The 12370-nt window shown below is 72.3% G+C and carries 12 protein-coding genes; 8 read left to right on the forward strand and 4 right to left on the reverse strand.

Features of this window, described 5'->3' with window-relative positions; genetic code table 11:
* Positions 1 to 39 precede the first annotated feature (39 nt).
* The 3 genes from LIX60_RS19760 to LIX60_RS19770 all read right to left on the reverse strand — a co-directional run bounded on the left by LIX60_RS19760 (position 40) and on the right by LIX60_RS19770 (position 3111).
* Positions 40 to 921: an alpha/beta fold hydrolase gene (locus LIX60_RS19760; RefSeq protein WP_227959656.1), complete on the reverse strand. Its 882-nt coding sequence runs from the start codon at positions 919 to 921 to the stop codon at positions 40 to 42.
* Between the two features lie 241 nt (positions 922 to 1162).
* Positions 1163 to 2290, reverse strand: coding sequence for an alkene reductase (locus LIX60_RS19765; RefSeq protein ID WP_227959657.1), 1128 nt, complete (start codon positions 2288 to 2290; stop codon positions 1163 to 1165).
* Positions 2291 to 2355: 65 nt separating this feature from the next.
* Entirely contained in the window at positions 2356 to 3111 is a 756-nt protein-coding gene (locus tag LIX60_RS19770) for an NADPH-dependent F420 reductase (protein WP_227959658.1), read from the reverse strand.
* A 146-nt stretch (positions 3112 to 3257) separates the two neighbouring features.
* Here LIX60_RS19770 and LIX60_RS19775 point away from each other — a divergent pair, with 146 nt between their 5' ends.
* The 7 genes from LIX60_RS19775 to LIX60_RS19805 all read left to right on the forward strand — a co-directional run bounded on the left by LIX60_RS19775 (position 3258) and on the right by LIX60_RS19805 (position 10488).
* Positions 3258 to 3857 carry a TetR/AcrR family transcriptional regulator gene (locus tag LIX60_RS19775; protein ID WP_227959659.1) on the forward strand — a complete coding sequence of 200 codons (600 nt, stop codon included), beginning with the start codon at positions 3258 to 3260 and terminating at the stop codon, positions 3855 to 3857.
* 174 nt (positions 3858 to 4031) lie between these two features.
* Positions 4032 to 5771 carry an MFS transporter gene (locus LIX60_RS19780; protein ID WP_227959660.1) on the forward strand — a complete coding sequence of 580 codons (1740 nt, stop codon included), beginning with the start codon at positions 4032 to 4034 and terminating at the stop codon, positions 5769 to 5771.
* Between the two features lie 36 nt (positions 5772 to 5807).
* Positions 5808 to 6008 (forward strand): ribbon-helix-helix protein, CopG family, encoded by a 201-nt coding sequence (locus LIX60_RS19785; RefSeq protein WP_030547207.1) that lies wholly within the window; start codon positions 5808 to 5810, stop codon positions 6006 to 6008.
* Positions 6005 to 6406, forward strand: coding sequence for a type II toxin-antitoxin system death-on-curing family toxin (locus tag LIX60_RS19790; protein ID WP_227959661.1), 402 nt, complete (start codon positions 6005 to 6007; stop codon positions 6404 to 6406). The genes LIX60_RS19785 and LIX60_RS19790 overlap by 4 nt, the downstream gene beginning before the upstream one ends.
* 109 nt (positions 6407 to 6515) lie before the next feature.
* Positions 6516 to 8306: a DEAD/DEAH box helicase gene (locus LIX60_RS19795; protein ID WP_227959662.1), complete on the forward strand. Its 1791-nt coding sequence runs from the start codon at positions 6516 to 6518 to the stop codon at positions 8304 to 8306.
* Between the two features lie 472 nt (positions 8307 to 8778).
* A complete protein-coding gene (locus LIX60_RS19800; RefSeq protein WP_030547190.1) occupies positions 8779 to 9420 on the forward strand; it encodes an IclR family transcriptional regulator in 642 nt (213 codons plus the stop codon).
* 276 nt (positions 9421 to 9696) lie between these two features.
* Positions 9697 to 10488, forward strand: a complete 792-nt coding sequence (locus tag LIX60_RS19805; RefSeq protein WP_227959663.1) for a S16 family serine protease — start codon at positions 9697 to 9699, stop codon at positions 10486 to 10488.
* 64 nt (positions 10489 to 10552) lie between these two features.
* Here the strand turns inward: LIX60_RS19805 and LIX60_RS19810 are convergent, their stop codons facing one another.
* Positions 10553 to 11026, reverse strand: coding sequence for an Lrp/AsnC family transcriptional regulator (locus LIX60_RS19810; protein WP_227959664.1), 474 nt, complete (start codon positions 11024 to 11026; stop codon positions 10553 to 10555).
* A gap of 145 nt (positions 11027 to 11171) precedes the next feature.
* Here LIX60_RS19810 and hppD point away from each other — a divergent pair, with 145 nt between their 5' ends.
* Positions 11172 to 12317, forward strand: a complete 1146-nt coding sequence (gene hppD, locus LIX60_RS19815) for a 4-hydroxyphenylpyruvate dioxygenase (RefSeq protein ID WP_019711595.1) — start codon at positions 11172 to 11174, stop codon at positions 12315 to 12317.
* Positions 12318 to 12370 lie beyond the last annotated feature (53 nt).

The raw sequence follows: 12370 nt of genomic DNA on the forward strand, positions 1-12370 counted from the left end.
CCGGCGTGCGTGCCGTGGGGCGGCTTCGCCGGGCGCCGGTCACGCGGTGCCGGGCGGGCTCCCGGTCAGGAAGTCCTCGACGAGGGCGCGGAGTTCGTCCGGTTCGTCGAGCCACGGGTAGTGGCCGGAGTCCTTGAGGACGTGGGACCGGGCCCGGGGGAAGGACTCGGCCACCAGTTCGCCGGACCGCAGGCCCGTCACCGCGTCCAGGGCGCCGGTGACCACCAGCACCGGGAAGCCGGTCTCTCCCAGGTGTTCCAGGATCGCCTTCCGGGCCGGTTCGCCCACGCCCTGCCAGAAGCCGGCGCGGGGCACCGGGTTGAGCTGCCCCGGCTCCGTGGCGGCGTGGGCGCGCTGCGGCTCGTCCCAGTGGGCGTACGCCATCGGTGCGGCCCGGAGCAGCAGGTCCCGTACCTCTTCGAAGTCCGCGACCCGCGCGAGCCGTTCGACGGCGGCCGCCGCGTCCGGCCACCACGGTTCGTCGCGCCGGGATTCGAAGATCTCCCGTGCGTCGTCCGGCAGTTCGCCCTGGAGCCGGGCGCCGGGGCAGAGCAGGACGAGCCGGCTCAGCCGGTCGGGGTGCGCGGCCGCGTAGGCCTGGGCGGTCGCCGTGCCCGCGTCGTGCGCGAGCAGCGCGAACCGTTCCAGGCCGAGATGTTCGCGCAGCGACTCCAGGTCCTGGGCGAGGGCCGGGAAGGCGTAGGCGGACGGGTCGGCCGCGGCGGGGGAGTCCCCGGTGCCGCGCGCGTCGGGGAGGACCAGCGGGCGGTGGGCGTCGAGACCGCCGAGGTTCCCCAGGTACGCGGCGTCGCGCGCGGGGCCGCCTGCGAGGCAGAGCAGGGGCGGGGTCGACGCGCCGTCGCGGCTGTCCAGGACGCGGTAGGCGAGCTCGGTGTCGTCGTACGAGCGGTAGCGGGGCATGTCCTGCGGGTGCCCCGCGACCGGTCGCACACCCCTCGGGGGGACGCGGGATCACCCGGGAGGACGACCGGGCACGGCCTGGAACCGACGCCCGGCGGGCTCGGGCATCGCATCGATCACCTCACGATGGTTCCGCCACCGGCCACCGGCCACCCCGTCTCGGCGTCCGGTCCGGGGCAACGGCTCGATCCGCGCCCACCGTGCGTCAGTCAACGGCACACCCGGACCGGCGACCGGCCGATCACAACGACAGGGCCTGGTACCCGGTCACGGTGGGGTAGTCCGTGTATCCCTCCACACCACCGGCGTAGTACGTGTCGCGGTCGCCGGCGGCAACAGGATGACCGTGGGTGAACCGATCGACGAGGTCCGGGTTGGCGATGAAGGGAGCACCGAAGGAAACCGCGTCAGCCAGCTCTCGTTCGAGGAGCTCGTTGCCGGTCGCCTGCGTGAAGCCGAGATTGGCGATGACGGCACCGCGGTAGTGGGTGCGGAAGCGGGTGAACGCGGTGAAGGTGTCGTCGGTGCCCGTGTGGGGTTCCGGCCCCACGAGGTGGAGATAGGCCAGGTCGGTGTCGCTGAGGCGGTTGAGGAGCAGGTCGTAGTCGGCCAGTATCTCGGCGTCCGCGGTGAAGGCCGGCTCGCTACGCCAGTAGGGGGACAGTCTGACGCCGATGCGGTCGCTGCCCCACACGCTGCTGACGGCGTCCACGACGTCGAACAGGAACCGGGCCCGCTTCTCACTGCTGCCGCCGTAGGCGTCGGTGCGCTGGTTCAGGCGGGGGTTGAGGAACTGGGCCACGAGGTGGGATGCCTGCGCGTGGATCTCCAGGCCGTCGAAGCCGGCGCGCAGAGCGTTGGCGGCGGCCTGCCGGTAGGTGCCGATCGTGGTGGCGATCTCCGCCGCGGTCAGGGCGCGGGGCGTGACCGTGTCCTTCGGGCCGTCGGGAGTGAAGGACATTTCCCGGGGGTTGATCGCCGAGGGACCGGCGGGGAGGCGGCCACCGAGGTGGTCGGGATGGGAGACGGCGCCGACGTGGCCGATCTGCGAGATGATCCTGCCTCCCGCGGCGTGCACGGATTCGGTGACCCCGGCCCAGCCGGCGGTCTGAGCGTCCGTGTAGATGCCGGGGACGTTGATGAAGCCGATCGCGTCCGGGCTGACCCAGGTTCCTTCGCTGATGATCAGGCCGGCGCCGGCACGCTGCGTGTAATAGGTGGCGTGCAGGGCGGTGGGGGCCAGTTCCGCGTTGGTGGCCCGGGAGCGTGTCATGGGAGCCATGACGACGCGGTTGGGCAGTTCGAGCGCGCCCAGTCGAACGGGCCGCAGGAGGGGCTGGGTGCCGGATGCCGGAGTCGGGTCGGACATGAGGGTCTCTTTCGTGAGGGAAGGCGCTCCTCGCGGACGCGGGGAGTACGAGCGGCTGGGTGGGATCAGTCCTGCTGGAGGGCGTGGAGGCCGGACAGGGGCCCGCCGAGCTGGATGAGGCGGCCTCCCTCGCGCAGCGTTCCGAGGTCGACGGGCGCGAAGCCGAACTGGGAGGCCAGGCCGCTTACGGTGTCCTTGGCGTCCGTGTCGTCGCCGGCCAGGAACAGCACCTGACGCCCGGCCGCGTGACGGGGATCGGGTGCGATGAACTGTGCGAAGAGGGCGTTGAAGGCCTTCACCACGCGTGCGCCGGGAAGCAGGGAGGCCACGTATTCGCTTCCGGTGAGATCGCCCAGGTCGGCGATCTTCGCGTTCGGGGGAGGGGAGTCGAACTGGTTGGTGGCGTCGATGACGACGGTCCCGTCCAGGGGAGGGAGTTGGGCGGCGAGGCCGGGGACTTGCGGCCAGCCGACCGCCAGCACGACGAGGTCTGCGACAGCAGCCTCGGCGGGGGGTGCGGCCGTCGCGCGTGCGCCGAGATCCTGCACCAGCGGAGCCAAGGAGGCGGGCCCCCGGCTGTTGCTGAGCACGACTTCGTGGCCGTGCCGGATCGCGTGCCGGGCGATGGCCTGGGCGATGGTCCCGGCTCCCAGCGTTCCGATCTTCATCGGGCCCGCCTGCCCGGGGTTGGCCGCCTGCGGTGTGGTGAGCAGGACGGTCCCGGTCCCGGCCGGGCGGCGGGCATGTCCGATGGCCGCCTCGAAGTCGGCGAGGTCGTAGCCGGCCGCGACTTCGAGCAGGTCCGGCGTGTTCCGTGCCAAGTCCGGGGCGAAGGCGACGTCCTGGGCCGGGTGTGCACCACGGTGCGCATGGCTCCTCCACTCATCTATTAATGATGGGCAACATTAAAATAATGATGAGGGGTAACCTTGAAAAGGTCAATCACAGTCGAGGCGGGAGGGCGGGCATGCCGCGGATCACCAGGGAAGAGAAGGCCAGGAATCGGCAGAACATCGTCGAGGCGGCCGGGCGCATGTTCCGCGCGCAGGGCATCGACACCGTCGGTATCGCGGACCTGATGAAGGAAGCGGGCCTGACCCACGGCGGCTTCTACAACCACTTCGCGTCCAAGGACGACCTGGCCGCCGAGGTGTGCAACGCCTCGTTCACGGCGTCTCTGGGCGTCCTGGAGCAGGCCGTCGAGGCAGGGGACGATCCCGCCGGCCCACCGCTGAGGCGAGTGGTGGACGACTATCTCTCGGTCGCCCATCGCGACGCTCCGGACGGCGGCTGCCCCTCCGCCTCCCTGGTCACCGACGCCGGGCGGCACAACGACACGATCCAGCGCTCGTACGCGGCCGGCGTGGAAGGGTATCTCGCGGGCTTCGCCGCAGAACTCGCCCGCGAGCAGGACGGGGAGATCGCCCCACGGCAGGCGCGGGACCGGGCGGTGCTGCTGCTCAGCAGGCTGGTCGGGGCGATGGTGCTCGCCCGGGCGGTCCGCCATGTCCGGCCCGGACTGTCCGACGAGATTCTGCGGACCTGCCGCGCCCACGCTCTCGACTGATCAGCTCGGGTGGCACCGCCGGCGGCGGCGTGCCGAAAGGACGCTTTCCCGACCACTGGGCGACTGGGCGCCGTCCTGCGACCTGATCCGTACGACAGGCCTAGGACGGACGGCCGAGTGCACGACCGACTTTTGACAGGAGCCAGTGTCGGTTGAGCCCCTTACGCTGACGCCATGACCGTTCCGGATCCCGGTGACGGCGTCGACACCGCCGGCGCCGTCGACGCCCCCCTCGAACCCGCCGCCCCCGCCACCCCCTCCGCCGCCCGGCACACCACCCCGTCCGCCCCCACGCGGGCGAGGACGGCCACGGCCGGCCGGGCCGGCACGACGGGAACCGGCGTGACCGGGCAGCCTCCCCCGTCCCCGCCCGCCGGCCGCGGCAGACGAGGCGCGGGCCCGGGCGAGGGCAAGGGGCCGGGGACGGCCGGGCCGGAGCGGGAGACGATCTGGCGGCGGCCCTTCCGGGGGCTCACCCTCGGCATCATCTCGGTGGTCTCCCTCATCGCCTTCGAGGCGAGCGCCGTGCACACCGCCATGCCCGCGGCGGCCCACGCGCTGGACGGCATCCCGCTCTACGCCTACGCCTTCTCCGGCTACTTCACCGCCAGCCTCTTCGCCATGGCCCTCTCCGGCGAGTGGTGCGACCGCAAGGGCCCGCTCGTGCCGCTGTTCACCGGGGTGGCCGCGTTCGGCGGCGGTCTGGTGATCTCCGGGGCGGCGCGGGACATGTGGACGTTCGTCGGCGGGCGGGCCGTGCAGGGCATCGGCGGCGGGCTGGTGATCGTCGCGCTGTACGTGGTCGTCGGCCGGGCGTACCCGGAGCGGCTGCGCCCGGCCGTGATGGCCTCGTTCTCCGCCGCCTGGGTGCTGCCCGTGATCGTCGGGCCGCTGGTGGCCGGCACGGTCACCGAGAGCCTGGGCTGGCGCTGGGTGTTCCTGGCGATCCCCGTGCTCGTCCTGCTGCCGCTCACGGTGATGCTGCCCGCTCTGCGGAGGCTGCCGGAGAACGGCGGCCGTACCGCGGCTGTGAACCGGCGCCGCGTGCTGCTCGCCCTCGCCGTCGCCGCCGGGGCGGGGCTGCTCCAGTACGCGGGCCAGGACCGGAGCGCCGCGGCCCTCCTCCCGGCCGCCGCAGGTCTGGCGCTGCTGGTCCCCTCGGTGCTGCGGCTGCTGCCGCGCGGGACGTTCCGCGCGGGCCGGGGGCTCCCGTCGGTGGTGCTGCTGCGCGGGCTCGCCGCCGGGTCCTTCCTCGGGGCGGAAACGTTCGTGCCGCTGATGCTGGTGACCGAACGGGGGCTGCCGGTGACCCTGGCCGGCTTCGCGCTCACCGGCGGCGGCCTGACCTGGGCCCTCGGCTCGTACACCCAGAGCCGGCCGCGGCTGGAGCCCCACCGGGAGCGGCTGATGCAGCTCGGTATGGCGCTGATGGCCGTCGCCATCGCCGGCCCGGCGCTGGCGCTGCTCGACGGACTGCCGGGCTGGGCGCCCTGGACGCTGGTCGCCGCCTCCTGGGCGGTCGGCGGCTTCGGTATGGGGCTGACCATCTCCAGCGCCAGCGTGCTCCTGCTCCGGCTCTCCAAACCGGAGGAGGCGGGCTCCAACTCGGCGTCCCTGCAGGTCTCCGACGCGCTGGGCAACATCGTGCTGGTCGGGCTGAGCGGCATGCTGTTCGTCGGCCTCGGCGGCGGTTCCGTCACGGCCGGGGCGCACACGGCCGGGGTGGCGCGGGGAACCGCGGCCGCGGGCTCCACCGGCCACGCCACGGCGTTCGCCGCCGTCTACCTGGCCATGGCGGCCGTCGCCCTGGCCGGCGCCTGGGTCGCCACCCGGCTGAGCCCCCGTACGGAGTCCGCGCCCCGGCGGGAAGGCTGTGAACGGGGCTCTGCGCGGAAGGTTGATGACCTCTGGTGACCCCAATATGACCCCACGCGCTGGTACCATTCCGGTATGGCTATGAATCTGCGACTCCGTGACGAGCAGGCCCATGCGCTGAGGCAGAGGGCCGAAGAAGAAGGCGTCAGCATGCACGCCATAGCGCTCAAGGCGATCGACGACTACCTCGCCCGGACCGCACAGCAGTCCATGGTGCGGAAGACCGCCCTGGAGCAGGCCGCCAAGTGGCGTGAGCTCATGGAGCGGCTCAAGTGACGCCCATCTATCTGACAGCGGAAGATGTCCTCGTCATCGCCGACTGCGCCTGCGATGACATGGAGGTGGTCGTCCGGGACGCAGGTCTGCTCGAATCTGCGGTACACCGTCCCTCGGCGGCCATGTACGGCGAGGAGGCCTATCCGGACATCTTCGACAAGGCTGCCGCTCTCCTGCAGTCTCTGGCGGTCAACCATCCTTTCTTCGACGGGAACAAGCGCACGGCCTGGCTGTCGTGCGCCACTTTTCTGGCGATCAACGGGATCCAACTCAGACCGGATATCGACGCTGCGGAACGGTTGGTGATCGCTGTTGCGACCGGCGAGGCGGACGACGTGAAGCACATCGCGCAAGGACTCGCCGACCTCGTTGACCGTAGTGCCGGCGGGCCAATGTGACCTGTCTCCCACCCGGAGGCGTGACCGGGTCGCAGTGCCGGAGAGCCCGCCGGGCCCCCGATAGGGTGGCCCGGTTGTCGTACGTACCCGAGGGCCCGAACCGGAGACCGTGACTACCACCGCCACCACCTCCCATCACCTCTCGCCCGCCTTCCCGGGCCGTGCCCCGTGGGGTACGGCCAACAAGCTGCGCGCCTGGCAGCACGGGGCGCTGGAGTCGTACATCCAGAAGCAGCCGCGGGACTTCCTCGCCGTCGCCACCCCCGGCGCCGGCAAGACGACCTTCGCGCTGACCCTCGCCTCCTGGCTGCTGCACCACCATGTCGTCCAGCAGGTGACGGTGGTCGCGCCGACCGAGCATCTGAAGAAGCAGTGGGCGGAGGCGGCGGCCCGGGTCGGCATCAGACTCGACCCCGAGTACTCGGCGGGCCCGCTGGGCCGGGGGTACCACGGCGTGGCCGTCACCTACGCGGGCGTCGGCGTCCGCCCGATGCTGCACCGCAACCGCGTCGAGCAGCGCAAGACCCTGGTGATCCTCGACGAGATCCACCACGCCGGCGACTCCAAGTCCTGGGGCGAGGCGTGCCAGGAGGCGTTCGAGCCGGCCACCCGGCGGCTGGCCCTCACCGGCACGCCCTTCCGCTCGGACACCAACCCGATCCCGTTCGTGGCCTACGAGGAGGGCCCCGACGGCATCCGCCGCTCCTCCGCCGACTACACCTACGGTTACGGCAACGCGCTCGCCGACGGCGTCGTCCGGCCCGTCATCTTCCTCTCCTACAGCGGCAGCATGCGCTGGCGCACCAAGGCGGGTGACGAGATCGAGGCGCGGCTCGGCGAGCCGATGACCAAGGACGCCGTCTCCCAGGCCTGGCGCACCGCGCTCGACCCGCGCGGCGACTGGATGCCCAATGTCCTGAAGGCCGCCGACCACCGCCTCAGTGAGGTCCGCAAGGCCATCCCGGACGCGGGCGGCCTGGTCATCGCCGCCGACCAGGACTCGGCGCGGGCCTACGCCAAGCTGATCCGCGAGATCACCGGGACGAGCCCGACCGTCGTCCTCTCCGACGACACCGGCGCCTCGCAGCGCATCGACGACTTCAGCCACTCCGAGGACCGCTGGATGGTCGCGGTCCGCATGGTCTCCGAGGGCGTGGACGTGCCGCGGCTGGCCGTCGGCGTCTACGCCACGACGATCTCCACCCCGCTGTTCTTCGCGCAGGCCGTCGGCCGGTTCGTCCGCTCCCGGCGGCGCGGCGAGACCGCCTCCGTCTTCCTGCCCACCATCCCGGACCTGCTCGGCTTCGCCAACGAGATGGAGGCCGAACGGGACCACGTCCTGGACCGGCCGAAGAAGGACGGCGAGGAGGACCCGTACGCCGAGGAGGAGAAGCTCCTCCGGGAGGCCGAGAAGGAGCAGGACGAGGACACCGGCGAGCAGGACACCCTGCCGTTCGAGGCCCTGGAGTCGGACGCGGTCTTCGACCGGGTGCTGTACGACGGCGCCGAGTTCGGCATGCAGGCCCACCCCGGCAGCGAGGAGGAGCAGGACTACCTCGGCATCCCCGGGCTGCTGGAGCCGGACCAGGTGCAGATGCTGCTGCAGAAGCGGCAGGCGCGGCAGATCGCGCACAGCCGGAAGAAGCCGGCCGAGGAGGCCGATCTGCTGGAACTCCCGGCGGAGCGGCGGCCGGTGGTCACGCACAAGGAGCTGATGGAGCTGCGGAAGCAGCTCAACGGCCTGGTCGGCGCCTACGTCCACCAGAGCGGCAAGCCGCACGGGGTGATCCACACCGAACTGCGCCGGGTGTGCGGGGGGCCGCCGAGCGCGGAGGCCACGGCGGGACAGCTCCGGGAGCGGATCAAGAAGGTCCAGGAGTGGGCCACGCGGATGCGCTGAACCGGCGGCGCGGCGGGCTCCGGAGCGCCCGGGCGGAGCCCGCTCCCGTCACGCCGGCCGCGGCTCACCGTGTGCCCGTTCCCGTTCCCGTTCCCGTCCGCGTCCGCGTCCGCATCCGCCGTCACCGTCCCCGTCCCCGGAGGCCGGTGATCCGTGTTCCCCGCCGGACGGCCGGCGCATGCCTTCCCACGGGCCGGCCGTGCTCCGGTCCGTGCTCCCATCCGTGCTCCCATCCGTGCTCCGGGCCGGCCCGGAAGCGGATAAATGGGTACGGGAGTGCCCGGATTCTGGACGGCCTCTTCCGCTGAGCGGGACAGGTCAGTAGCGTTCCGCTCACTCAGACGTACCGTGGCAACCCCGCCATGGTGCAAGCCGGTGCCAAGCGACCGGCGGCCTCTCCGCGCGCTGCCGCTGGGACCGGCATCGCACCTGCCGTGAGAAGCCGCCGCCACTCACCCGAGGAGGGGGCGTCGTGACCGCGGAGACGTCTCAAACGCTCGACCGAGGACTGAGAGTCCTCAAATTGCTCGCCGATACCGACCACGGACTCACCGTGACCGAGCTGTCCAACAAGCTCGGCGTCAACCGGACCGTGGTCTACCGGCTCCTCGCGACACTGGAGCAGCACGCGCTCGTCCGCCGGGACCTCGGCGGCCGTGCGCGGGTCGGGCTGGGCGTACTGCGCCTGGGCCGCCAGGTGCATCCACTCGTACGGGAGGCGGCGCTGCCCGCGCTGCGCTCCCTCGCCGAGGACATCGGGGCAACCGCCCATCTGACCCTGGTCGACGGCAATGACGCCCTGGCCGTGGCGGTGGTCGAACCGACCTGGACGGATTACCACGTGGCCTACCGGGCCGGGTTCCGTCATCCCCTGGAACAGGGCGCGGCGGGGAGGGCCATCCTCGCCGCCCGGCAGAACCCGGGCACCGACCCCGGTTTCTCGCTCACGCACGGAGAACTCCAGGCGGGCGCGAGCGGGGTCGCCGCCCCGCTGCTCGGGGTGACGGGGGTGGAGGGCAGCGTCGGCGTGGTGATGCTCGCCGACTCGGTGCCGGAGCGGGTCGGCCCGCGGGTCGCGGACGCGGCCCGGGAGGTCTCCGACGCCCTGCGCTGAGCACGGCGGGAGCGTGTGCGGCGGCGCGCGTGTGCGGTCGCGTCCGTGCGCGATGGCGTCCGTGCGCGACGGTGCGTACGGGCGGTGTGTGCGGGCGGTGTGTGCGGCGCGCACGGACGGTGTGACGTGGCGGGTCCGGGCCGGTGCCCGGACCCGTCGCACGTCTGTGCGCCTCCGTGCCGCGCGTCCGCGCACTGACGCGCCGCGCCCCCGGCCCGGTGCGGCCCTCGGCGGCCGGGCGGGCCCGGCCGCCCGCCGTCCACTAGATTCACCCCCATGCCCGTCGCTCTCGCCCGCCGCTCCCGCGTCCTCGCCGCCTGCGCGGTGCCCGTCGCCGCCCTGCTGGCGGTGGCGGTGTTCGCCCCGCTGCCGTTCAGCCTCGCGGAGCCGGGCCTGACCGCGGACGTGCTCGGCTCGAAGAAGGGCGAGCAGGTGATCACCATCTCCGGTGCCGAGCCCCGGAAGACCACCGGTGAGCTGCGGATGACGACGATCGCCGCGACGGGCCCGGACGCGGCGGTCGGCCTCGACGACGTCGTGGACGGCTGGTTCCGCGCGGACCGGGCGGTCATGCCGCGCGACTCCGTCTACCCGGTCGGCGAGAACACCGACGAGATCGAGGAGTACAACCGGGCCGAGATGCGGGAGTCCCAGGACACGGCCACGGCCGCCGCCCTGGACCACCTCGGCCGCTCCCCGAAGGACGTGAAGGTGACGCTGCGGCTGGCGGACGTCGGCGGCCCGAGCGCCGGCCTGATGTTCGCGCTGGGCATCGTCGACAAGCTCGACGGGGACGGCCGCGGCGGCGATCTGACCGGCGGCCGCACGATCGCCGGGACGGGCACGATCACCGCGGACGGCCGGGTCGGCCCGGTCGGCGGCGTACCGCTCAAGACCCGGGCCGCCGAGCGGGACGGGGCGACGGTCTTCCTGGTGCCGGCGGAGGAGTGCGGGGACGCCCGCGCGGAACTGCCCGAGGGCCTGCGGCTGATCCCGGTGACGAGCCTGGAGGGTGCCGTGAACGCGCTCACGGCCCTGGAACGCGGCGGCCGGGTCCCGCACTGCTGACCCGGCCGATCCAGCCGGTCCAGCCGGCCCGGCTGACCCGGCCCGGCCCGGCGGCCGCCCGGTCTCAGCCCCGGTCCGCGGCCGCCTGCCGTACCAGCGGGATGATCCGCAGCGGCACCGGGTTCTCCATGACGATCGCCGTGGAGGCCCGCACGATGCCCGCGTAGCCCACCACCAGGTCGATCACCCGCTGCAGGTCCGCGTTGGAGCGGGCCACCAGCCGGCAGAGCATGTCGCCCTCGCCGGTGGTCGTGTGCAGCTCCAGCACCTCCGGTACCCGTGCCAGATGCGCCCGCACCTCCGCTCCCTGGCCCTGCTTGATCTCCAGGGTCGCGAAGGCGGTCACGGGATAGCCGAGCGCCGCCGGGTCCACGTCCGGCCCGAAGCCGCGGATCACGCCGCCGGCCCGCAGCCGGTCGAGCCGCGCCTGCACCGTGCCCCGGGCGACGCCCAGCCGGCGCGAGGCCTCCAGGACGCCGATCCGCGGCTCCTCGGCGAGCAGTTCGAGCAGCCGTCCGTCCAGCGCGTCGATTCCCATGGCCCGCCCGCTCCGTTCTCGTCGCCGCCCGCTTCGATGGTCATCCTGTACAGATGGTCCGGCATTATCGCCATGATGCTGGTTGGGTTGTCCAGTGGAATCAGGAACTATTGCGCACCTTGTGGGTCGCGGAGACGCTGAGCGCATGACTGAGACGATGAACCAGACCCCTGACACGGCCCGGCAGGCCGACCCCTTCCCCGTGAAAGGGATGCACGCCGTCGTCTTCGCCGTCGGCAATGCCAAGCAGGCCGCCCACTACTACTCGACCGCCTTCGGCATGAAGCGCGTGGCCTACTCCGGACCGGAGAACGGCTGCCGCGAGACCGCGAGTTACGTCCTGGAATCCGGCGGCGCCCGCTTCGTCCTCACCAGCGTCATCAAGCCCGCCACCGAGCGCGGTCGCTTCCTGGCGGAGCACGTGGCCGCCCACGGGGACGGTGTGATCGACCTCGCCCTGGAGGTCCCGGACGTGCGCGCCGCCTACGCCTACGCCGTCGACCACGGCGCCACCGGCCTGGAGGAGCCGCACGAGGTCAGCGACGAGCACGGCACCGTCGTCCTCGCCGCCATCGCCACCTACGGCGAGACCCGGCACACCCTCGTGCAGCGCGTTGACTACACCGGCCCCTACCTCCCGGGGTTCGTGGCCGCCGGCCCGATCGTCGAACCCCCGGCCAAGCGCCTCTTCCAGGCCATCGACCACTGCGTCGGCAACGTCGAACTCGGGAAGATGAACGACTGGGTGGCGTTCTACAACACCGTCATGGGCTTCACGAACATGAAGGAGTTCGTGGGCGACGACATCGCCACCGAGTACTCCGCCCTGATGTCGAAGGTCGTCGCCGACGGCACCCTCAAGGTGAAGTTCCCGATCAACGAGCCGGCCGTCGCCAAGAAGAAGTCGCAGATCGACGAGTATCTGGAGTTCTACGGCGGCGCGGGCGTCCAGCACATCGCTCTGGCCACCAACGACATCGTCGCCACCGTGCGCGCCATGCGGGCCGCCGGGGTGGAGTTCCTCGACACCCCCGACTCGTACTACGACACCCTCGGCGAGTGGGCCGGCGAGACCCGTGTGCCCGTGGAGGTCCTGCGCGAGCTGAAGATCCTGGTGGACCGGGACGAGGACGGCTACCTGCTGCAGATCTTCACCAAGCCGGTCCAGGACCGCCCGACGGTCTTCTTCGAGATGATCGAGCGCCACGGCTCCATGGGCTTCGGCAAGGGCAACTTCAAGGCGCTCTTCGAGGCGATCGAGCGGGAGCAGGCCAAGCGCGGCAACCTCTGAGGCCGTCGGCGCGGCCGGGCCGGACCGGGGGCTGCGCCGTCTCCGGGCCGGGC

Source organism: Streptomyces sp. S07_1.15 (genome assembly GCF_020739505.1).
Lineage (GTDB): Bacteria > Actinomycetota > Actinomycetes > Streptomycetales > Streptomycetaceae > Streptomyces > Streptomyces xinghaiensis.

What these genes read in the sequence shown, in the direction of transcription:
- LIX60_RS19805 (WP_227959663.1), top strand. Translation starts at nt 9,697, where the DNA reads ATGCCCGTCGCTCTCGCCCGCCGCTCCCGCGTCCTCGCCGCCTGCGCG.
- LIX60_RS19780 (WP_227959660.1), top strand. Translation starts at nt 4,032, where the DNA reads ATGACCGTTCCGGATCCCGGTGACGGCGTCGACACCGCCGGCGCCGTC.
- LIX60_RS19765 (WP_227959657.1), bottom strand. Translation starts at nt 2,290, where the DNA reads ATGTCCGACCCGACTCCGGCATCCGGCACCCAGCCCCTCCTGCGGCCC.
- LIX60_RS19810 (WP_227959664.1), bottom strand. Translation starts at nt 11,026, where the DNA reads ATGGGAATCGACGCGCTGGACGGACGGCTGCTCGAACTGCTCGCCGAG.
- hppD (WP_019711595.1), top strand. Translation starts at nt 11,172, where the DNA reads ATGACTGAGACGATGAACCAGACCCCTGACACGGCCCGGCAGGCCGAC.
- LIX60_RS19785 (WP_030547207.1), top strand. Translation starts at nt 5,808, where the DNA reads ATGGCTATGAATCTGCGACTCCGTGACGAGCAGGCCCATGCGCTGAGG.
- LIX60_RS19775 (WP_227959659.1), top strand. Translation starts at nt 3,258, where the DNA reads ATGCCGCGGATCACCAGGGAAGAGAAGGCCAGGAATCGGCAGAACATC.
- LIX60_RS19760 (WP_227959656.1), bottom strand. Translation starts at nt 921, where the DNA reads ATGCCCCGCTACCGCTCGTACGACGACACCGAGCTCGCCTACCGCGTC.